At 37.4% G+C, this 22,360-nt stretch carries 18 protein-coding genes; all 18 read right to left on the bottom strand.

Translation table 11 applies throughout. From position 1 onward, the window contains the following. Nucleotides 1-435: 435 nt before the first annotated feature. Nucleotides 436-1,761, bottom strand: coding sequence for a murein hydrolase activator EnvC family protein (locus tag MKX53_RS04575; RefSeq protein ID WP_340909503.1), 1,326 nt, complete (start codon nt 1,759-1,761; stop codon nt 436-438). 29 nt (nt 1,762-1,790) lie between these two features. Next, nucleotides 1,791-2,678 carry a permease-like cell division protein FtsX gene (gene ftsX, locus MKX53_RS04570; RefSeq protein WP_340909502.1) on the bottom strand — a complete coding sequence of 296 codons (888 nt, stop codon included), beginning with the start codon at nt 2,676-2,678 and terminating at the stop codon, nt 1,791-1,793. Beyond that, complete coding sequence (gene ftsE, locus MKX53_RS04565; protein WP_093537316.1) at nt 2,668-3,354, bottom strand: cell division ATP-binding protein FtsE; 687 nt, start codon at nt 3,352-3,354, stop codon at nt 2,668-2,670. The genes ftsX and ftsE overlap by 11 nt, the downstream gene beginning before the upstream one ends. 278 nt (nt 3,355-3,632) lie before the next feature. Beyond that, entirely contained in the window at nt 3,633-3,980 is a 348-nt protein-coding gene (cccB, locus tag MKX53_RS04560) for a cytochrome c551 (protein ID WP_340909501.1), read from the bottom strand. A gap of 50 nt (nt 3,981-4,030) precedes the next feature. Continuing rightward, the gene (locus MKX53_RS04555; RefSeq protein ID WP_340909500.1) at nt 4,031-4,906 is read right to left on the bottom strand and encodes a YitT family protein; all 876 of its coding nucleotides are present in this window, start codon (nt 4,904-4,906) and stop codon (nt 4,031-4,033) included. Between the two features lie 756 nt (nt 4,907-5,662). Continuing rightward, on the bottom strand, nt 5,663-7,129 hold the full coding sequence (locus tag MKX53_RS04550) for a methyl-accepting chemotaxis protein (protein WP_340909498.1): 1,467 nt from the start codon (nt 7,127-7,129) through the stop codon (nt 5,663-5,665). 81 nt (nt 7,130-7,210) lie between these two features. Beyond that, nucleotides 7,211-8,315 (bottom strand): peptide chain release factor 2 gene (prfB, locus tag MKX53_RS04545; RefSeq protein ID WP_422194502.1). Its coding sequence is split into 2 segments (ribosomal slippage): nt 7,211-8,248 and nt 8,250-8,315, totalling 1,104 coding nucleotides; the frame shifts between segments, so codons are not numbered across the junction. 192 nt (nt 8,316-8,507) lie between these two features. Then, a complete protein-coding gene (gene secA / locus MKX53_RS04540) occupies nt 8,508-11,018 on the bottom strand; it encodes a preprotein translocase subunit SecA (protein WP_340909496.1) in 2,511 nt (836 codons plus the stop codon). Nucleotides 11,019-11,152: 134 nt separating this feature from the next. Next, nucleotides 11,153-11,710: a ribosome hibernation-promoting factor, HPF/YfiA family gene (gene hpf, locus MKX53_RS04535; protein ID WP_093537311.1), complete on the bottom strand. Its 558-nt coding sequence runs from the start codon at nt 11,708-11,710 to the stop codon at nt 11,153-11,155. Nucleotides 11,711-11,820: 110 nt separating this feature from the next. Continuing rightward, on the bottom strand, nt 11,821-12,201 hold the full coding sequence (locus tag MKX53_RS04530) for a PilZ domain-containing protein (RefSeq protein ID WP_340909494.1): 381 nt from the start codon (nt 12,199-12,201) through the stop codon (nt 11,821-11,823). 153 nt (nt 12,202-12,354) lie between these two features. Further along, on the bottom strand, nt 12,355-12,849 hold the full coding sequence (locus MKX53_RS04525) for a C40 family peptidase (RefSeq protein WP_340909490.1): 495 nt from the start codon (nt 12,847-12,849) through the stop codon (nt 12,355-12,357). A 179-nt stretch (nt 12,850-13,028) separates the two neighbouring features. Continuing rightward, nucleotides 13,029-14,717 carry a methyl-accepting chemotaxis protein gene (locus MKX53_RS04520; protein ID WP_340909487.1) on the bottom strand — a complete coding sequence of 563 codons (1,689 nt, stop codon included), beginning with the start codon at nt 14,715-14,717 and terminating at the stop codon, nt 13,029-13,031. 378 nt (nt 14,718-15,095) lie between these two features. After that, complete coding sequence (locus tag MKX53_RS04515) at nt 15,096-15,944, bottom strand: VOC family protein (RefSeq protein ID WP_340909485.1); 849 nt, start codon at nt 15,942-15,944, stop codon at nt 15,096-15,098. 396 nt (nt 15,945-16,340) lie between these two features. Next, the gene (gene leuD, locus MKX53_RS04510; protein ID WP_340909484.1) at nt 16,341-16,922 is read right to left on the bottom strand and encodes a 3-isopropylmalate dehydratase small subunit; all 582 of its coding nucleotides are present in this window, start codon (nt 16,920-16,922) and stop codon (nt 16,341-16,343) included. A gap of 15 nt (nt 16,923-16,937) precedes the next feature. After that, the gene (gene leuC, locus MKX53_RS04505) at nt 16,938-18,347 is read right to left on the bottom strand and encodes a 3-isopropylmalate dehydratase large subunit (RefSeq protein WP_340909481.1); all 1,410 of its coding nucleotides are present in this window, start codon (nt 18,345-18,347) and stop codon (nt 16,938-16,940) included. A 19-nt stretch (nt 18,348-18,366) separates the two neighbouring features. Next, nucleotides 18,367-19,467 carry a 3-isopropylmalate dehydrogenase gene (leuB, locus tag MKX53_RS04500; RefSeq protein ID WP_340909479.1) on the bottom strand — a complete coding sequence of 367 codons (1,101 nt, stop codon included), beginning with the start codon at nt 19,465-19,467 and terminating at the stop codon, nt 18,367-18,369. Between the two features lie 265 nt (nt 19,468-19,732). Next, a complete protein-coding gene (locus MKX53_RS04495) occupies nt 19,733-21,274 on the bottom strand; it encodes a 2-isopropylmalate synthase (protein ID WP_340909477.1) in 1,542 nt (513 codons plus the stop codon). Further along, a complete protein-coding gene (ilvC, locus tag MKX53_RS04490; protein ID WP_340909476.1) occupies nt 21,261-22,292 on the bottom strand; it encodes a ketol-acid reductoisomerase in 1,032 nt (343 codons plus the stop codon). Before ilvC ends, MKX53_RS04495 begins: the two co-directional genes overlap by 14 nt. Between the last annotated feature and the right edge of the window lie 68 nt (nt 22,293-22,360).

The following is a 22,360-nucleotide window of genomic DNA, read 5'->3' as shown; positions in this document are numbered from 1 at the left end:
GCTTTGCTGCAACTCCAGCGGCAACAGCGTGTCCTGGTGAGACTCCGCAAGAGGCTCACGGACCGCCCGCGGAAAGCGTCCGCACGGAACGGAAATCACAGTAGTAACTGCCTTTTGTTACTTACTACTATCGGTTATTTACTGAATAATCTAGCTAGTGTTTTTCCTTCTATATTAAAATTGTTTTTATACTACTAAATAAATTCAATTTCAAAGTTAACACCTACTCACTTATTGATTGAAGTGCAGTGCGGCGACTCCAGCGGCAACAGCGTGTCCTGGTGAGACTCCGCTGGAGGCTCACGGACCGCCCGCGGAAAGCGTCCGCACGGAACAGAAATCATAGTAGTACCTTTCCATAAGCTATCTTGAATTCTATTATGAAATCTACAATAAAAAAACGCTTCTCCACGAATGGAAAAGCGTTGGTTACTATTATAATGAAATATATCTCAGTGGGTTAACAGAGTTTTTGGCCATACCTTCCCAGTTTCCAATATGAATCTCAAAATGTAAATGAGGTCCAGTAGAATTACCGGTAGTACCTATCGCTCCAATAATCTGACCTTTTGATACAACTTGTCCAACACTAACTTTAATACTACTTAAATGCGCATATAAAGAAGTAAATGTCTGGCCATCAATAGAATGTGTCACCATGATTACATTCCCGTATGTGCTCAGTGGAGAAGCGTAAGAAATAACTCCATCAGCAGCAGATAGTACTGGTGTACCTGTACTGTTCGCAATATCAATACCGTAGTGAGTTTTTATTCCTCCTGAAATTGGATGTGTTCTACTACCATATCCAGAAGTGTATCGACCTGATGCTGGTTTTGTCCATGCCCCAGCAGAGACATTTGGAATGGCTATTGAAGAACCACCGCCACCACCGCCGCCACTAGCTGCTTGCTGACGTTGTCTTTCTGCTGCTTCTTTACGTTTCTTTTCTTCAGCTGCTTTTCTTGCAACTTCTGCTAATCTTTTTTGTTCAGAAACGATTTTGTTTTGTGTTTCTTGACTTAAGTTTAGAATTTCATCATATTCCGTTTCTAAAACTTCTTTTTCTTCATGTAATTTTGCTTGTTCTACCTCTAGTTGGTCTACTAAATTACCTTTAGAAGCTTTTTGTCCATCCAGGGAGGCCTTTAAACTTAAAAGTTCATTTTTGCTATCTTCTTGCTGTTGCAATTTTTTGTTTAAACTTGCCTGTTGTTCTTCTAATTGCTTTTTATCATTTGCTTGCTCTTCTAAGATAGTACGATCTGCATCCATCAGCGTGTTGACAGCAGAAAAACGGTCGATAAAATCAATGAAACTATTTGCCCCTAGTAAAACATCTAGGTAACTTACAGATCCTCCGCTTACTTGAACAGCACGAATACGTTCTTTTAGTAGTTGATCGCGTTCTTCAATTTTTCTTTCAAGCTCTTTAATAGAAGCTTGTAACTTTTCAATTTCAGTAGTTGTTAATTTTATTTGGTTTAATACTTCCGAAATCTGTGATTCTGTATTAATAATCTTAGTATCTAACTCTTTAATTTGAGCCATAATTTGATCTATTTTCGATACATTTTGATCGATCTTACCTTCTGTATGTTTGATAGTTGAGTCAATACTATTTTTCTTTTGCTCTAATTGTTTTTGTTCCTGTTTTAAATTATCTAGAGTATTCGCTAAAGCGCTAGGAGTCGTTATTAAAAGCGCCCCAGTAGTAGCTATAGCCATAATTCTTAGCATCCATTTAGACTGTTTTCTCAAAACCTATCTTGCTCCCTTCAATTTACCAATTATACCCGTAAAAATTTACGAACCGACATGAAACTTCCCCAGATACCAATAAGTACACCCATTAATAATATTAATGCGTTTACTTGATAAATAAATGGCGAAAATTCGAGCAGTTTAAATAAGTTTCCTGATTCTAATTTTGGCTCTAACAATTTATAAATATTAGAGTAGAGTACTGTAACTAATGTTATAGGAATGATAGCTCCTAAAATCCCTAGCCACATACCTTCTAAGATGAATGGAATACGAATAAACCAATTCGTTGCTCCTACTAGTTTCATAATTTCGATATCTCTTCTTCTTGCAACAATTGTGATACGTATAGTGTTAGATATTAGGAACATTGCTGTAAATAGCAATGCCAAGATTAGCACTAATCCAACATTTCTCCCTGTGTTCAAGAAGGAGAATAGTTTTTCTATTTTACCTTCCCCATACTTCACTTCAAATGTATTATCGAGACGATCTAATTTTGTTGCCACTTTTTCAGTTTCCTGAGGGTTGGTAGCTTTAGCATAAAACACATCATGTAGTGGATTCTGTTGTTCAAATAATCGTAAATCTTCTCCAAAATCAACTACTAATTTACTTAATTCTTCTCCTTTTGGAGAATATGTAACTTCTTCAATTCCAGTTGTGTCTTTAATATCTTGTTCTAGCTTTGTAATAGCTGCTTCATCTGCTGTTAATTCGACATAGACTTTAATCTCTACGTCTTTCTCCAAGTCATCTGCTACTTTGTTCAAGTTCATCATAATCATGACGAAAACGCCGACAAGTAATAATGTAACTGTTACCGCACTAACCGAAGCAAATGTCATCCATCCGTTACGACTGATGCTCTTTAAGCTTTCTCTAAAGTGTCTTGCTAATGTTCTACCCTTCATAACCGTATTCTCCTCCGTATTCGTCTCGAGTGATTAATCCACCCTCAACTGCAATAACACGGTGTCTAATAGTATTAACAATTTCTCTATTATGAGTTGCCATAATAATTGTTGTTCCTCGAGCATTAATTTCTTTAAATATATTCATAATTTCCCATGAGGTTTCTGGGTCTAAGTTCCCTGTAGGTTCATCTGCTATAACAAGTTTGGGCCTATTGACGATGGATCTTGCAATTGACACACGTTGTTGTTCTCCACCTGAAAGCTCCGTTGGGAACATTCTTGCTTTGCCTTTCAACCCTACCAGTTCTAATACATCCATAACTTTTTGTCGTATCACTTTTGGTGTTTCTTCTATAACTTCTAATGCAAACGCCACATTTTCATAAACACTCAAACGTGGTAATAATTTAAAATCTTGGAACACTACACCGATTTGGCGTCTTAAAAGTGGAACTTTACTATTTTTTAGAGTAGCTAAATTGATACCATTTATTAAAATATCTCCTGAGGTTGGGCGTTCTTCTCGATACATCATTTTGATGAATGTCGTTTTCCCTGCTCCACTTGGTCCAACTACATAGACAAAGTCACCTTGTTCAATCTTTACATCAATACCGTTTGCGGCAACAATACCATTTGGGTATTTCTTGTAGACATTTATCATTTCTATCATTAATAAACCACCTATTTAGATTCGTCATAAAATGCAACACGCCTATTATAACATTAGATTCGCTATTTTTTGTTACAATTAGATTTCATTTTATAGGTAATTATAGGGGGAATTGTCTAAAGTCGAATCTGCGTTTTATCCTAACCAGTAAATTTCACTTACATACCTTGTACCCATTACCACATATTCTACATTATGTGAGAAGATTCCTTCTTTTATTTCAATAAAAAAATCAGCTACTCAAAGAGCAGCTGATTTCGTTTGTTAACCTTCAAAGATTATTTCTTAGCAGCTAACCACTCTGCTACTGCAGTTGCGTCATCTCCAGAAATAATTCCTCCTGGCATTGCGCCTCTACCGTTTTCAATTACATTTAAAATTTCATCTTGTGATAGGCGTGAACCTACATTGTTAAGGGCCGGGAAGTTACCTTGTCCCTCTAAGTTTTGACCATGACAGCTAATACATTTCGCGCTAACAATTTTTTCTGCGTCTACTGAAGCTGTTTCAGTAGTAGTAGTGCCAGAGTCTGTTGATGTATCTTTATCAGCATTATCATCTCCGCCACCACATGCAGCAAGTACTAATCCTGCTCCAAATATTAAAGCTAAGAGTTTCTTATTCATGTTATTACCTCCCTAAGTTAAATTTAATCTGCATACTCATTATACCTTACTTATGATCTTTTGAAACCTTCTCCCAGTACTTCATAGGCATCCGAAACTATGACAAAAGCAGCAGGGTCAATAGTTTTAATGATATGTTTCAACTTTGTGAACTCTGTCTGATAAGCCACGACCATTAAAATTGGTCTTTCCACATTCGTATACCCACCATAAGCTGGAAGTTTCGTTACACCGCGATCAATCTCGGTATATATAGCATCTCTAATTTCATCCTGTTTATTCGTAATAATATAAATCATTTTTGATTGACTAAAACCTAGTTGCACAAGATCAATCGTTTTAGTTGTAACAAATAATGCTATTAATGCATAAAGGGCCCTTTCAATATCAAAAACAAAGGCTGCACTAAGTACGATCAATCCATCTATTAACAGCACACTTGTCCCAAGAGAGAATCCCATATACTTCGTAATAATTTGTGCTGCTAAATCTGTTCCACCTGTAGATGCGCCACCTCTAAAAACGATACCCAATCCTAAACCAACACTAATTCCACCAAACAATGCGCCAAGTAATGGATTCATCGTCCATGGTTCCCAGGTAGCAGTTAATAGTACAACTGCTGGTAGCACTAAAGTACCGACAAACGATTTAATACCAAATTTTGCGCCTAAAAATATGAGTCCTGCTATAAACAATGGAATATTAAAGGCATATTGCACAAGTCCAGGCGCCCAACCAAAGACTCCTTTTAAGATTGTACTAATTCCGCTAACTCCACCAGAAGCTACCTGGTTCGGTAACAAAAAAACGTTAAATGCAATCGCAATAATAGCTGCACCAATGATTACATAAACATAATCCTTGGAATTGTTAATAATGGGGTGTGGTTCTTTATATTGTCTACGATTATTATTAGTTTCCATTTCATTCCTCTTTCATCCACATTCTTTGTTTGCCTGCACTAGTATAACAATTGAAAAGTAATTTGTGAACTTCAACAAGATAGCGTGTTGACGAGGTGAAGTGGATGAAAAGGAGAGGTGTGGATTGTCTTATATAGTTGTTATCTCTCCAAAACAGTGAGTTATACATACAACTGTTTCAAGTTCATGGATAAGTAATTAAAAATAAAAATATAAAGTTGATTTCTGCTCTGGGCGGACGCTTTCCACGAGCATGGCTTCAATCTCCTCGGGCCAACAGGATGTTGGTCACGAAGGCGTTGCCACACGAAGTGGCGTTCTTAGCCTTAGTTCCTCTTAAGCATTCCTGCGGGGCTTTCAACACATGCTATTCCGCTGGAGTCGCCTCCCTCCGCACCAATCAACAAAGTACACCATATTTGTGGTTTTATTAAAATAAGTAACTATTATATTGACTACCTTCGGACGGTATGCCTTATAAATCGCTAACTAACATTCTAGGCAAATATGTTAGTTACTCTAACCTTATCTTTTATCGTGTTTAGATAAGCTCATTTCTAATTAATAGTTAATGACTTCTCACTTACTGATTGGAGTGCAAGGTGGCGACTCCAGAATATAAGCGAGAAAGTCGAGACCCCGCGAAAGCGGCCGCCTGAAAATGAAATCAGTATTCTATGAACTGGAGTGTTCACTCTTTATTTTATATACTTTGTATTTAAAAAGAGCATGTCCTAAGACACACTCTCTAAGTAACTATTTTGTATTAATGCTTTGTGCTTCTTTGTATGTTTCGTCGATATAGTTGGCAATTGCCTGCTGATCTTCTGTTATTTGCACAAGTGTTGCATTGAATTCTTCTACAGTCGCGGTGCTTTCTTCAATAATGGCCGCAAATTCACTCGTACTAATATTAATGGATTCTGTATTATTGGAGATAATATCTACATCCTTTAAGAACTTAGCTAACTCGTTTTGCAGTTTCTTCATTGTTTCATGAAGTTTATTAAATGATTTATTTGATTTATCGGCTGTTGAAACTTGTGCATAAATTTGATTTACTCCATTTTCTAACTTTTTTAGAGCTTCTTGATTGTATTTGTTTAATTGGTTTAAATTATCATCTATTTTTTCTAGAGACTGATCAGTGACACCAGCAAGTTTTCGGATTTCTTCTGCCACAACGGCAAACCCTTTTCCTAGTTCCCCAGCTCTTGCAGCTTCTATAGATGCATTCAAGGCTAGAAGATTAGTTTGTGCTGTTATTTGACGAATATCACTCGCAAAATTATTTGTTTCATTAATTTTTTCGGAAAGAGCATTAAATGTTTTATTGAGTTCCACAAAAAATACGGTGAATTCATCAATTTCATTTTTCATCTTTTCCATCACTATAGAACCGTCCGAAGCATTCTGTTCTGCAAATTCCGCTTGTTTGACGATTTCATGTAAATGTCCAGCCATTTCTTTTACTGAATCAGATGTTGCCTCAGTAGATTTTACAATGTCCACTACATGATCTGCTTGTTTTTGAGAACCAATACTTACTTCCCCTACAGCAACAAGCATTTCTGCCTGTGCATTGTTTGTATTAAATGTATTCGTCCGAATTTGCTCCAAATTAGATGTAATGACAGACACTGCAGTTTCCAGTTTTTGGTGAAGAAATGTTTCTTCATCAGATTTAACTTTAGCATCTTCTAAAAGTTTTTCAACTTTCGTGAATAGATTCTTACTTTGCCTTACTTGTAAGAAGATACCTAGAGCCATTATGAACTGGATGAAGAAAATATTCACAGTTCGACCTTCAAATATACCTGAATCATCCCACATTACATTTAATATCATTGCGAACACGCATAAAATGTAACCGTATACAAAAACACTCTGCTTTGAATGTAAACTGCTTAGAATTAGTATGAAAAGTGCTAAAACGATAGTAGCAATGCTCACTACATTGAAATAACTCATGCTAACGGCTGTAATAGCTCCCGCTAGTATGACAAAATACGGGAATATACGAGCGAAATATATCGACTTTCGAGCGATAATAAACATAATTACGGATATGACAAATGGAATTCCAATTGAAATAATGACAACTACTGCCTGTTGAATAATAATTTGAACAAGTAATCCTAAACCTGCTGCTAATGCATAAGCTAAAAATAAAATGACGTTTTTTCTCTGTAAGTCTTCATTTTTCAACTCATTAATATTCATTACTCTTTCCCCCGCCCCTTATATTCTGAAAATTTAAAAACCGATGCTATATAATTATAACATCGGTTTCTAAAACGTCTATTAGTTTATTTTTGAACGGAGATAAGCGTGAATAAATGGATCAATTTCACCGTCAACAACGGCATGAACATTACCGCTTTCTTCATTTGTACGATGGTCTTTTACCATGGAGTATGGGTGGAATACGTACGAACGTATTTGACTTCCCCATCCGATTTCTTTTTGTTCCCCACGGATTTCTAATAACTGTGCTTCTTGTTCTTCGATTTTCAATTGATATAATTTTGATTTTAATAATTTCATCGCATGCTCACGGTTTTTTATCTGTGAACGCTCTGACTGACAAGTAACAACCGTATTTGTTGGTAAATGTGTAATACGAACGGCTGAGTCAGTCGTATTAATATGCTGTCCACCAGCGCCAGTTGCACGATAAGTGTCAATTTTCAAATCTTCTGTCCGAATATCAATTTCAATTTCATCTGTAAACTCTGGCATTACTTCGCAGGATACAAATGAAGTATGACGGCGCCCTGATGAGTCGAAAGGTGAAATACGTACAAGACGATGAACGCCTTTCTCCGCTTTTAGATAGCCATATGCATTATGTCCTTTAATGAGTAGAGTTACCGATTTAATACCTGCTTCATCTCCAGGTAAGTAATCAATCGTTTCTACTTTAAAGCCGCGTTTATCTGCCCATCGTTGGTACATACGAAGCAATATAGAACCCCAATCTTGAGACTCTGTACCACCCGCACCTGGATGCAATTCTAAAATTGCATTGTGCTTGTCGTATTCTTCACTAAGTAACATTTGTAATTCAAAGTCACTCAGCTTGTTTGTAAACTCATTGAGTTCTTTCCCAAGATCTTCTTGCAACTCTTCATCTGGCATTTCTTTGATCAATTCCAAAGTCATTTCCAAATCTTCTTGCGTAGATTCAAGAGAACGATATTCTTCTACTATTGCTTTTAGAGCATTTGTTTCATTTATTACTTTTTGAGCTCCTTGTGCATCATCCCAAAAATCAGGAAATGTCATTAGCTCCTCTAATTCTTGAATACGAACCTCTTTGTTTTCTAAGTCAAAGAGACCCCCTAAAGTCTTTTAACTTTCCTGAAGTTCTATCTAGTTCATTACGTACTGTTGCAATTTCTATCATTTGTATTCCTCCGACTTTCTGGTGTCTAGTTATAACGTTCACATGTCGTTACAATAACATTGTAACGACATGTGAACGCATTCTGCATTTCTTAGTGGCTTGCTACAGACGCCAACCTCTCGAGTCGCTTTACGATTAAGATAAAGTCTTCCAAGGCCGGTCGAGGGTTACAGGCGTCTTGCGCTTTTTATATTATTTTACTGCACCGTGACAGTTTTTGAACTTTTCACCACTACCACATGGACATAGGTCGTTTCGTCCGACAGAAACTTCTTTACGCATAGGTTTTTTCTTCACTGGGCCGCTTTCTTCTTTTGGATTTACAGCTTGCCCTTTTGCTACTTCTTCACGTTCTAAGTTATTGCGAATTTCTGCTTTCATCGCGTATTTAGCAACGTCTTCCTGGATAGAATCGACCATTGCTTCGAACATAGCGAATCCTTCACTTTGGTATTCGCGAAGTGGATCCGTTTGCCCATATGCACGCAAATGAATTCCTTGGCGAAGTTGATCCATTGCATCGATATGATCGATCCACTTAGAGTCAATAGAACGAAGTAATACTACCTTTTCAAACTCGCGCATACGTTCTGCAGTCATTTCTTCTTCTTTCGCATCGTAGAAACTTATAACTTCTTGTTTGATTTTTTCGATCATTTCTTCAGAAGATAAATTTTCTAATTCTGATTGTGTAATGACACCTTCAGGCAACAAATTCGCTTGAATATAATCTTCAATCCCTTTTAAGCTCCAGTCTGCCTTATTCTCAGAGCTTGTATGAGAAGAAACTAAACGTTCAATTGCGCCAAATAACATCGACTCTACAAGTACACGCATATTATCTGTTTCAAGTACTTCATTACGTTCTTTATAAATGATTTCACGTTGTTGACGTAGTACATCATCATATTGTAATAAACGCTTACGTGAATCGAAGTTATTTCCTTCTACACGTTTTTGTGCCGATTCCACAGCACGAGATACCATTTTAGATTGAATTGGCTGTGAGTCATCCATACCAAGCTTAGACATCATGGCACGCATATTATCGGAACCAAATCTGCGCATTAACTCATCTTCCATCGATAGGTAGAACTGTGTTACCCCTGGGTCACCTTGACGACCAGAACGTCCACGTAATTGGTTATCTATACGACGAGATTCATGTCGTTCTGTACCAATAACCGCTAATCCACCAACTTCAATGACACCGTCACCTAATTTAATATCTGTACCACGGCCAGCCATATTTGTTGCAATCGTTACAGAACCTAAATGTCCCGCAGTCGCAATAATTTCTGCTTCATGTTCATGATTTTTGGCATTTAATACATTATGCTTAATGCCATGTTTAGTTAACAATTTAGAAATAATTTCAGAGGTTTCAATGGCAACAGTACCTATTAGAACTGGTTGACCATTTTTATTGCGTTCTGCAATATCAGCCGCTGCTGCTTCGTATTTACCATTCATAGAAGCATAGATTAAATCTGCACGGTCATCCCTTGCTATTGGACGATTTGTTGGAATCGCAATAACGTTCATATTGTATATATTACGGAATTCTTCTTCCTCCGTTTTTGCCGTACCTGTCATACCTGATAGCTTATCGTACATACGGAAAAAGTTTTGGAACGTAATTGTAGCCATTGTCATTGACTCATTTTGAACTTCTAAGCCTTCTTTTGCTTCAATCGCTTGATGAAGACCATCACTGTAACGACGACCTTTCATCAGACGACCCGTAAACGAATCGACAATTACAATGTCACCTTCTTGAACGACATAGTCGACATCCAAATGCATAGAAGCGTGGGCTTTAAGTGATTGATTGATTGCATGGTTTAAACGCACATGAGTCAAGTCAAATAAGTTATCTATATTGAAAGCTTTTTCTACTTTTTCAACACCTGTATCCGTTAGTGTTACACCTTTTGTAGATTCTTCATAAGAATAATCTACTTCTTTTGTTAGGGTACGTACAAATGCATTTGCTTGTTTATAAAGAAGTGCAGCTTTATTGGCTTGTCCAGAAATGATTAACGGCGTTCTAGCTTCATCGATTAAGATCGAGTCAACTTCATCAATTACAGCGTAGTGAAGTGGACGTTGCACTTTATCTTCTTTGTATAACACCATATTATCTCTTAAATAATCGAACCCAAGCTCATTATTCGTCGAATACGTAACATCCGCAGCATAAGCTTCACGTTTTTCTTCTTTGGACATTGAATTTAAATTCAATCCCACACTTAATCCTAGGAAATTATATAATTTTCCCATCTCCGCAGCATCACGACTAGATAAGTATTCATTGACCGTAACAACATGCGCACCAAGACCAGTAATTGCATTTAAATAAATGGATAATGTAGAAGTTAGTGTTTTACCTTCCCCAGTCTTCATTTCCGCAATATTACCTTCGTTTAGAGCAGCTGCTCCCATAATTTGAACACGGAAAGGGAACATTCCAAGTACACGTCTAGATCCTTCACGTGCTACTGCAAATGCTTCTGGCAATAAACTATCTATGCTTTCTCCTTTTGCATAACGTCCGCGGAACTCGTCTGTTTTCCCACGAAGTTCATCATCAGTTAAGGCTTCCATTGTACTTTCTAATGCCTCTACTTTATCCGCAATTTTTTCTAAGCGTTTTAGTTCACGTTTATTCAAATCGAACACTTTGTTTAATACACCCAGCATCTATTTTCACTTCCCATTTAATATCTTACTCTACATTTTACCATTCGTTCTAAAGGCACGCAAATAAGGTCCATTATTAAATCAAAAAACTCTCCTCGCAGTTACGAGGAGAGTTGGATATAAGCTTTAAAGGCTTAGTTAGTTTCAATTAAGCCGTATTTTCCATCTCTGCGTTTATAAACGATATGAGTACCATTAGACTCAGCATCTGTAAAGATGAAGAAGTTATGACCAAGCATGTTCATTTGCAATACTGCTTCTTCTTGGTCCATTGGTTTTAGGTCGAACTGTTTTGTACGGACGATATTATATTCATCCTCTTCGGAATGATCAGTTGCTCCTTCAGGTGGATCGATTGTAGCAAAAAATGTAGCTACACCTTCACGCTCACGGAACTTGCGATTTACTTTTGTTTTATATTTTCTAATTTGACGTTCTAGTTTATCTACGATTAAGTCCACTGCAGCATACATATCTGCATTACGTTCTTCTGCTCGTAGTGTTAAGTTTTTCATAGGAATTGTTACTTCTACTTTTGTTTGTTTGTCGTTATACACTTTTAAGTTAACGTTTGCAGTCGCTTGAATCTCTTCGTTGAAGTAACGGTCTACTTTATCAATCTTACCTTCAACGTACTCACGTATTGCAGGAGTCACCTCAATATTTTCTCCACGAATGTTAAAGTTTAGCATGAAAACTCCTCCTTTAATTTAACTCTATATATATATTTCAACACCACCTTTAAAATATCCTTCTTATTTTAAAGTTTTTATTTATTTTTTGTCGAAACTTGTAATATTTTTTACTTTTTAAGTTCCATTTCTTTCCGTCTACGTTTTTTTAGCTCTCCAATAATCATCTGTTCACTTTCACTATCTCCAACCAACTTAACACCATACTCATGGCCCCATGCTTTGCGGTGGGACCATACAAATTCCCCTACCATTGAAATAGGATTTGTGTCTAACATGAAATTCAATTCCACATGATGTAATTGATCTATGGAGATAAATAATTCGCTAAACAACTTCAAGCCATTCGGACTTATGTCTATGATTTTGCAGGCACCTTTGTTTGATAACTCCACACCAACATTACCTTCGTGTTGCTTGATTAGACGAAAGGTTGCGTCACAGGGTTCTTCAAATGTATAACGAGAATATTCATTGCGATTATACTTCAAATCCACCTCTCCTTCCGATATTTTTAAATTTTATATTTCTTCATTATGCATAATGAGGAAAGAATTATCAAATGATATGAGATAATTTACACTATTTTAAGAAACAAAAAAGTTCTACCGTAAATTATACGATAGAACAGACATGTATATGTTTTATTTATTTATCGCTACTGTTACATCAGCAATTCGTTTAGCTCCTACATAGCGGTCTCCCCAATAATGAGGATCACTTAACTTATCGATTTTCACACCTTTTGAAGAGGATGAGTGGATAAATTTCCCGTCACCAATATATATACCAACATGCGATACGCCTTTACCAGCTGTATTAAAGAATACTAGGTCACCAGAAGCCAAATCACTTTTACCTACCTTAGAACCCGAAGCATACATTCCAGAAGATGTTCTCGGAAGGCTTACTCCTAAATCTTTATACACATAGCTGACGAATCCTGAACAATCAAATCCTGCTTTTGTTGTACCGCCACCACGATATTTCGTTCCAATTAAATCTTTAGCTGTTGCGACTAATTCAGTTGAGTTAACAGAACTTGCGGCTTGCGTATTTACTGCGAATGGTGCTGTTACTAAGAGAACAGATAATAGTAACATAGCCGTGACTTTTTGCGACATAGATTTCAAATTCATCGTGTTCCCCCAAGGTCTTAAATTTTCTGATTATTCCTCTAAACTCATATTACCATTCTTTAAACCTTTTTAATTTTACAGTTATGTAACAATTGTGTTACAGAAAAAATCGAGCATTCCCAAGGGTTTGCATATAAAAAAACTAACAAGTATAAAAAATATCACTTGTTAGGAAGAGTTTATATTACAAATCTTGTGCTTGATTTCTCCAAAATAATTGCCTGCTCATTCACATCATTTATCAATTTAGATAGCTTTTCGATATTTTGAACATTAGCTCGAAGCATGTCATCTGTTAGTTCCATTTGTACTGTGTTAGATTCTATCGATTCTATTAATGCAAAAATGAGTTTCTCAGAAGTATTCTTTTCTTTTTCAATAGTTAACATAGAATCTTTCATATGGTCGTTTTGATACTTGGAATCTCTTATGTAGGAAACTATTTTATCCATCTTTTGATGCAACATTTTAAATGTTACATCATTATTTTTGGAAGTTTCCATTCCTTCGACAAAAACATTTGCCATTTGAGTACCTTGTTGAGTAATCGAATTGGATATTTGACGTATAGTATTTGCTGTACCAGATACTTCATCTGCCAATTTCTTCACTTCTGCAGCTACAACAGCAAATCCTTTACCATCTTCACCTGATCTAGCGGCCTCTATGCCAGCATTCAGTGCCAAGAGGTTTGTTTGTTTTGAAATCGCCTGTACAATTGTGGTCATTCTAGCGATTTCCTCTGTTCTTTCTTGAAGAAGCTTTCTTTCTTGATCTGCTTCTTTAAATAAGTTTCGTAACCTTGCAGACTCTACAGCCGTATTTCTCAATGCCAATGCACTTTCATCCGCCATTTGTACAGCAATAGCAGAATCCCCGTTTAACTTAATAACCTTCTCTGTTACTTCATCAAAAGTATGGGAGAATTCCTCTAGAAAGGAGCGAATACCGATAGATGCTTCTTTTTGATTGCGCATGCTTCCACCAGTTTCATAAATAGCTAGTTTAATGGTATTTGTGCTATCGACGGTATTCTTAGAATATCCCTTTAGCTTTACGCTATTAGCACTTAGAGTTTCTGCAGTAAGTTTAATCGTTTTTACGATGTTAATAAGATTAGCTCTCATCTCGTTCATCGCTTTTGATACTTCTCCTATTTCATCGTTTGTTAATATGTGTATTTGTTCACCATTTAGTTTTCCTAGAGATATATCTCTTGCAGATAGTACTACTTGCGAAAGCTGAGTCTTAATTTGTCGATTTGTTAATAATACTAGAGCGAGTGATAGTAATCCCGCAATTAGAAACGATGAAACGACAATATAAATTGTATTTTTCTGGCTCTCTGACATTTCTTCTATTAAAAGAATTCTTTTGTCAGATTCAAGTTGTCTAGCGTCTTTTAGCAATACTGTCAGGCTTACGTACTTTTCATTGATGGACTGAAGTTGTCTTCGTTTGGCGACATTTTCTTTGTTCATAACCGATTCCTTTAAGTTATTCTCATATGTAGTTTGTATTGATTGTAAGGTTTCTAAGAAAGTTTTCCAATTTACATAGGGCATATGCTTACTTGAAGAAATTTGTAGATTTACTAGATTCTCTTTTGTCGATTCATAATCTTTATCAAACTCTTCTAGAGGATCTCCAGCAAAATTGGAAATGGCAATATATAAACTCGCTACCTCCGATCGCATAATATCCGTACTCTCGATATTTTGTGAGTAGACTTCCATATCATTAGCTAAATCTTGGTTGTGAACTACTTGGAAAATCAATAAGACAGTCATCGCTCCAAATAAGATAAAGGAACTAAAAATAGCAATTAAATACTTCATTCGCAGTGGTATAGTAGACCATTTTTTCATAGGTATTCCGACCTCCCACTGAAATATAGCATAACACTTTGCTTAAATGAGCGTGTTTTCTGAAACTTTACAAGGATTTTACAAATTTACAAAGGAGCTTTCGGTGCAACCTCTTAATAGTCTTAGTAAAATTTCAATTTTTTTCTCTTTAATTTATTTTAGTAACCTGTCGAATACTCTGATTAGAGGTGTCGATATAAATGCAGGAAACAACAAAATTCCTTATCTAGGTTTGGAAGATCGAATTCAAGCATATTTTGTCACAGATAGAGGATTTCAAAAATAAACGAAATGAAGATGGGAGAGTAGAAATTTGTTGAAGGGATAGATAGAGGGAGAAGATTCAAAAATGACTCCGAATTTCTCGGAGTCATTTGTTTATTTTATAGTTAATCTAATTTTATTTTGAGAAGGGTCTTTAACTGTGTATATACCATTTTCTTCAAAAACTTCTGATCCAAATGCTTTTACTTTAGTGATTGCTATTTGTAGTGCCTCATTTGAAGGGTAAACGACTGAGAATGCTTTTAACCCAACCACGTTTTCTGGTGTAGGAGGTGCTCCAATTCCCGCCCAAGTATTTAATCCAATATGGTGATGGTATTTACCAGCTCCCATAAATAATGCACCAGGATAATTAGGAGTCATCACATCAAAACCTAAAGCATTGTAAAATTCTTTTGTTAAGTCTAGTTCTGAGACATGTAAATGAATATGTCCCATTACAGTTCCTGCTGGCAAACCATTCCACGAGGTACTAGCTCCTTCCGTCAAAATACTTTGTGCATCAATTTGAAGGGTAGCCATTTCCACATACTCATTTTCCCATTTCCACTCAGAATCTGGACGATCAGTATAAATCTCAATGCCATTTCCATCAGGATCATTTAAATATAGTGCTTCACTAACTAAGTGATCTCCTGCTCCCACTCTAATGTTAAGCTCAGAAAAATATCTTAAAATTGCCCCTAAATCAGCACGTGTTGGTAATAATAACGCAAAGTGATATAATCCAGCAGTTTTTTGTTGAGTTGGCATAATATTTTCTGGTTGTTCAATAGAAAGAAGTGCTGTTTTTCCATCGGCAGTAAGATATATTTTGTTAGCTTGCTGTTCCAATATTGTAAAGCCTATGATATTCTCATAAAATTCTACGGAACGCTGAAGATCCACTACCTTTAACTCTACTAATTCTACAAATGTGTTTGGTTTATTATGATATTTCATGTTGATTCCTCCAGTTATTTATATAGGTTACTTTTCGTAAGTAATTATATTTTAGTTACTTAATAAAGTCAAGAGAAGAGTTTAGGATGAGCTTGTAATAATGGTATCGTTAATTAGTTGGTGTTAATCGCAAGGTCTGAGGACAGAATCACAAGTTAGTTGATGCATATCACAAGATGATTGTGTGGAATCGCAAATTAGTCGATACAAATCGCAAATGGTGGGATTAAATCGGAGCATTACAGTTTTGCGCATCGTTTTTATTATTCGCAACATCTTACGTCGTATACGCAACGTATACCTCGATTTACGCAACTCTCGCAATATTATAATCACTCTTCCTGTAAAACATCAAAACACCACTTTCCTCAATCAGGTAGTGGTGTTTTCGAGTTGCTAATTAGCTATTCTTTTGTCTTCATAAGCTTTAATTTTATCTTCATATTGGAAGGTTAACGAAATTTCGTCCCATCCATTTAGAAGCATTTTCTTTTGGTATGGATCAATATCAAATGAATATACCACACCATCTTCGCCTGTTACTGTTTGCACTTCTAGATTAACTGCGACGTTGTATGCTTCTTTGCTTAACAAGGCTTCCACTTCACTCACCGATAACTTAATCGGTAAAATTCCATTTTTCATGCAGTTATTATAGAAGATATCCGCAAAGCTCGGTGCAATGACTACTCGAAATCCGTAATCCAAGATGGACCAAGGAGCATGTTCACGGGAGGAGCCACATCCAAAGTTATCATGGGCTACTAGAATAGTAGATTCTTTATATCGTTCATCATTTAGTACAAAGTCTTTAATTGGCTGATCATTTGCATCGAAGCGCCAGTGGTAAAATAGGTATTTTCCAAATCCAGTACGTTCGATACGTTTTAGAAATTCTTTCGAGATAATTTGATCTGTGTCTACATTTTTTTGATTTAAAGGTGTGATGACACTGTTAATTTCATTGATAGGCTCCATTTGGTTTCCTCCTCCTTATGCATTTACTAGTCCAAATTTGCGAATATCTACAATATGACCTTCGATTGCAGCAGCTGCTGCCATTGCTGGGCTCATCAGATGTGTTTTCGAACCCGCACCTTGTCGGCCTTCAAAGTTTCGATTAGAAGTGGATGCACAGTGCTCTCCTGCTGGAACGATATCATCATTCATCGCTAGGCACATACTACAGCCTGATTCGCGCCATTCAAATCCTGCATGAAGGAATATTTGGTCGATACCTTCTTGCTCTGCTTGTTTTTTAACCGTTTGCGATCCTGGAACGACAATCGCCGTAACATTGGGATGTACTTTGCGACCTGCAATAACAGTTGCTGCTGTGCGAAGATCGCTTAAGCGTGCATTTGTACACGAGCCGATAAATACATTTGATATTGTAATGTCCTGTAGCGGCATCCCTTGTTCTAGTCCCATATAAGCTAATGCTTTTTCATGTGCTTGTTGGTCACTTATTTCAGCAAAATCGGTTGTGTATGGAATATTTTGTGATACACCAGAACCCATCGAAGGATTGGTACCCCATGTTACAAATGGCTCAATTTCATCTGTAGAAATCTCTACCGTTTTATCGTAAAGTGCCCCTTCTTCCGTTGCTAGAGCTAACCAACGTGCTGCTTCTGTTTCAAAAGCTTCCCCTGAAGGTACATGTTCACGCCCTCTAAGGAATTCAACTGTTGTTTCATCCGGGCTGATCAAACCAGCACGTGCTCCTGCTTCAATCGACATATTACAAATAGTCATACGCTCTTCCATTGATAGCTTTCGAATCGCTTCGCCAGTATATTCAACGATGTAACCTGTACCCATATCGATACCAAACTTCGCAATGATTGCTAAAATAATATCTTTTGCAGCAACGCCATATCCAAGCTCACCCGTCACTTTAATTTGCATTGTTTTCGGTTTAGCTTGCCATAAAGTTTGCGTTGAAAGTACATGCTCCACTTCACTTGTACCGATACCAAAAGCTATGGCACCAAATGCACCATGTGTAGATGTATGGCTATCTCCACAAACAATTGTTTTACCAGGCTGAGTTAGACCCAGCTCTGGTCCGATAATATGAACAATCCCTTGGTCCGGATGGTCCATATTGGCAAGTGGAACGCCAAACTCTTCACAGTTTTGTTGAAGTGTAGAAATTTGTTTACGAGCGATAACGTCTTTAATCTGTTCTCTATTTCGAGTTGGGACATTGTGATCCATCGTTGCATAACATAGATCTGGCCGACGCACCTTACGATTATTTAGTCGTAACCCTTCAAACGCTTGGGGAGATGTCACCTCATGGATTAAGTGTAAATCGATATAGAGAAGGTCTGGTTTACCTTCTTCCTCGTACACAATATGTTCATCCCAAATTTTCTCAATAATCGTTTTTGCCATTTAGTTTCTCTCCTTTTGGTTAGACATAAGAAAACATAATACTATCTGATACAAATTCTGAGTCTAATTCTTCTAAAACTTTTGAAGTCCATTCTGTAGTAGAAAGCACTCGTTTTCCTTTTATTTCTAAGTCACTTGTGAAGTTACCGTCATTTAATACATTGAATACTGCTTCTTCAATTGCTGCTGCTTCTGTTTCCATTTGGAAAGACTCACGTAGCATCATTGCTGTTGAAAGAATTGTAGCGGCTGGATTTGCTTTATTTTGTCCAGCGATATCAGGAGCAGAGCCATGGACCGGTTCATATAAACCAAAACCATCCTCACGCGTACTTGCAGATGGCAGCATTCCTAAAGAACCAGTGATTACGGAAGCTTCATCACTTAAAATATCTCCAAACATATTTTCCGTTACAATTACGTCAAAGTAATCTGGCTTCGTAATTAGCTTCATCGCTGTTGAATCGACTAGCATATGCTCTACTTCCACATCTGGATATCCTTGTTTTTTCTCTTCCACAATTTGACGCCATAGTTTACTAGAATCCAATACATTCGCTTTATCCACAGAAGCGAGCTTGCCGCGACGGCTTCTTGCTAATTGGAAGGCAGTATCTACAATTCGTTCAATCTCATTGCGGGTATAAACTAACGTATCGACTGCGTAATCATTTGTTTTCTTACGTGGTTCAGCAAAATATAAACCACCCGTTAACTCGCGTACAATTACTAAATCTACTGATTCTGCAACCTCCTTTTTAAGAGGAGAAGCTTCTAGTAATGCAGGAATCGCTTTGACTGGACGAATATTAGCGTACAATCCAAAGTGCTTACGAATAGCTAGCAAACCTTTTTCCGGACGTAAATGAGATGGATTTTGATCCCATTTTGGCCCACCTACTGCGCCTAATAGGATGGCATCACTTTGACTACATGCTTTAATTGTTTCTTCTGGAAGTGGGTTTTCACAAGCATCAATTGCTGCTCCACCGATTAATCCATATTGCAAGTGGAACGTATGGTTATAACGTTTTGCAATTGCTTGAAGCACCTTTACTGCTGCTTCCGTTACTTCTGGACCGATTCCGTCTCCCGGTAATACCGTTATCGTTTTTTCCATCTCATTCACTCCCATTTTTTTATTTACAAAGTTGATTTTCACTCTAGGCGGACGCTTTCCGCGGGCACGACTTCAATCTCCTCGGGGCAACAGGATGTTGGTCACGAAGGCGTTGCCACACGAAGTGGCGTTCTTAGCCTTAGTTCCTCTTAAGCGTTCCTGTGGGGCTTTCAGATCGTGCTGTCCCGCTGGAGTCGCCTCCTTGCGCAACAATCAACGAAATCCAATTAAATTCCCCTGGATTTATCCTACCTATTTATTACTGTTACTGACCTACTGCGGCTTGTTCTTTTATTTGAACGTTTACTAATTGACGATTGATGGCGTTGATATACGCTCTGGCAGATGCTTTCAATACATCTTGGGAAGCATTTCTACCCGTGGAGGTTTTGCCGTTGAATGTTAAGTTGATTACTGCCTCACCGAGTGCGTCGCGTCCTTTAGATACAGACGATACACGGTAATCTAAAATGCGAACTTCGCCGTTCACAATCTTTTCTAGTGTATTGAAAATGGCTTCTACTGCACCTGAACCTGCGCAAGTTTCCACTACTTGTTCACCTGATGGTACTTTTACAGTAATCGTTGAGGTTGGGACATTGTTTTCATAGTGGACGACTAATTCCTCTAATTCATACAATTCCACTTCTCCGCTCTTCACTTGCTGATCAGTTAATAAAACAAATAAGTCCTCTTCTGCAATTTCTTTCTTACGATCTGCCAATTTCTTAAATGCGACAAAAGCGGCATTTAGTTTCTCATCACTTAGCTGGAAGCCCATTTCCGCCGCTCTCGAGAAGAAAGCATGACGACCGGAATGTTTTCCAAGAACAAGTTCAGTAGCTACGTCACCGATAAGATCAGGTGTAATGATTTCATACGTTTCTGGATTTTTAAGCATGCCATCTTGGTGAATTCCGGATTCATGAGCAAATGCATTTTTTCCGACAACCGCTTTATTTGGCTGAATTACAACGCCTGTAAGCTGACTTACTAGTTGACTAGTACGTTTTGTTTCTTTTAATATAATGCCAGAATCTGCTTGGTAATAATCATTGCGAATATGTAGTGCAACAGCTACTTCCTCCAGTGCTGCATTACCCGCACGTTCACCGATACCATTAATCGTACCTTCTACTTGCGTTGCTCCATTTTCAATAGCTGCTAATGTATTAGCTACAGCCATTCCTAAGTCATCATGACAATGAGCTGATAATTTCACTTTTTCGATACCTGTTACGTTTTCACTTAAGTATTTGAAGAGAGCTCCGTATTCAATAGGACTCGCATAGCCCACTGTATCGGGAATATTAATTGTTGTTGCTCCTGCTTTAATGACTTCATTCATAATGCGAACTAAGAAATCCTTGTCGGAGCGAGTTGCATCCTCTGCAGACCACTGCACAAGTGGAAAATATTTTTTTGCTAGTTTCACAGATTCCACAGCAATTTCGATCACTTGCTCAGGTGTTTTATTTAACTTATATTGCATATGAATCGGTGAAGTTGCGATAAATGTGTGTAGATGCGGTTGCACGCCACCTTTTAACGCTTCCCAAGAAGTTTCGATATCACTTTTAATCGACCTAGCTAGACCAGTAACGACTGAATTTTTCACCGTATCTGCAATTAGCTTAACTGCCTCGAAGTCCCCAGGGGATGAAGCAGGAAACCCTGCTTCAATAATGGAAACACCGTACTTTTCTAGCTGACGAGCAATCTCTAACTTTTCTTTTGTATTTAAATTAATACCAGCTGATTGTTCGCCGTCACGTAGAGTTGTGTCAAAGAATTCAATTTTGCGCACTAGTCACCACTTCTTTCTTGACTTTTTTCCCTTCATTGATGAAAGGCATCATTTCACGTAATTTTGCTCCAACTACTTCAATTTGGTGCTCTGATTCTGCTTTTTTAATAGCATTATATTTTGGACGATCTGTTTCGTTTTCTTTAATCCATTCTCTTGCAAAAGTACCGTCTTGAATATCTGTTAATACGTCTTTCATACGATCTTTAACAGATGCATCAATAATACGTGGTCCTGATACGAAATCTCCCCACTCTGCAGTGTCTGAGATGGAAGAACGCATTGTAGCCATTCCTCCTTCGTACATAAGGTCAACGATTAGTTTTAATTCGTGTAAAGTTTCAAAGTAAGCAAGCTCTGGTTGGTAACCTGCTTCTACTAATGTTTCGAAACCTGCTTTAACGATTGCAGTTGTACTACCACAAAGTACCGCTTGCTCTCCGAATAAATCTGTTTCTGTTTCTTCTTTAAACGTTGTTTCTAAAACGCCTGCTCGTGCAGCTCCGATACCTTTTGCATAAGCAAGTGCTAGATCCTTTGCCTGACCAGTTGCATCTTGGTAAACTGCGAATAATCCAGGTACTCCTGCTCCTGCTTCGAATGTTCTACGCACTAAATGACCCGGACCTTTTGGTGCTACTAGGAATACATCCACATCTGTTGGAGGAACGATTTGACCAAAATGTACGTTGAAGCCATGTGCGAACACTAATGTTTTGCCAGCTTTTAACGAAGGTTGAATTTCTGCTTCATACACTGCTTTTTGTCTTTCATCTGGCAATAAGATCATGATAACGTCTGCTTTTTCTGCCGCTTCTTTTACAGAATATACTTCTAGACCATCCTCTTTTGCTTGGTCGAATGATTTACCTGCACGGATACCTACTACTACATCAAATCCTGAATCCTTTAGGTTTTGTGCATGTGCGTGACCTTGTGATCCGTACCCGATGATTGCGATTTTTTTGTCTTGTAAAAGTCCTTCTTTGATATCTCCGTTATAATACATTTTAGCCATTGTTATTTCCTCCTCGAATTTGGGTTTTTTATATTTTTTATTCATTAATCACTAATAATGATAGATTT

Source organism: Psychrobacillus sp. FSL K6-4615 (genome assembly GCF_038008225.1).
GTDB lineage: Bacteria > Bacillota > Bacilli > Bacillales_A > Planococcaceae > Psychrobacillus > Psychrobacillus psychrotolerans.
Note: the sequence above shows the minus strand (reverse complement) of the source record. Positions and strands in the feature narration are given on the sequence as shown.

Bases quoted from the DNA above. Each gene is read 5' to 3' on its own strand.
- ftsX (WP_340909502.1), bottom strand. From the start codon at position 2,678: ATGAAGGGTAGAACATTAGCAAGACACTTTAGAGAAAGCTTAAAGAGC.
- ftsE (WP_093537316.1), bottom strand. From the start codon at position 3,354: ATGATAGAAATGATAAATGTCTACAAGAAATACCCAAATGGTATTGTT.
- cccB (WP_340909501.1), bottom strand. From the start codon at position 3,980: ATGAATAAGAAACTCTTAGCTTTAATATTTGGAGCAGGATTAGTACTT.
- MKX53_RS04555 (WP_340909500.1), bottom strand. From the start codon at position 4,906: ATGGAAACTAATAATAATCGTAGACAATATAAAGAACCACACCCCATT.
- MKX53_RS04550 (WP_340909498.1), bottom strand. From the start codon at position 7,129: ATGAATATTAATGAGTTGAAAAATGAAGACTTACAGAGAAAAAACGTC.
- secA (WP_340909496.1), bottom strand. From the start codon at position 11,018: ATGCTGGGTGTATTAAACAAAGTGTTCGATTTGAATAAACGTGAACTA.
- hpf (WP_093537311.1), bottom strand. From the start codon at position 11,710: ATGCTAAACTTTAACATTCGTGGAGAAAATATTGAGGTGACTCCTGCA.
- MKX53_RS04525 (WP_340909490.1), bottom strand. From the start codon at position 12,849: ATGAATTTGAAATCTATGTCGCAAAAAGTCACGGCTATGTTACTATTA.
- MKX53_RS04520 (WP_340909487.1), bottom strand. From the start codon at position 14,717: ATGAAAAAATGGTCTACTATACCACTGCGAATGAAGTATTTAATTGCT.
- MKX53_RS04515 (WP_340909485.1), bottom strand. From the start codon at position 15,944: ATGAAATATCATAATAAACCAAACACATTTGTAGAATTAGTAGAGTTA.
- leuD (WP_340909484.1), bottom strand. From the start codon at position 16,922: ATGGAGCCTATCAATGAAATTAACAGTGTCATCACACCTTTAAATCAA.
- leuC (WP_340909481.1), bottom strand. From the start codon at position 18,347: ATGGCAAAAACGATTATTGAGAAAATTTGGGATGAACATATTGTGTAC.
- leuB (WP_340909479.1), bottom strand. From the start codon at position 19,467: ATGGAAAAAACGATAACGGTATTACCGGGAGACGGAATCGGTCCAGAA.
- ilvC (WP_340909476.1), bottom strand. From the start codon at position 22,292: ATGGCTAAAATGTATTATAACGGAGATATCAAAGAAGGACTTTTACAA.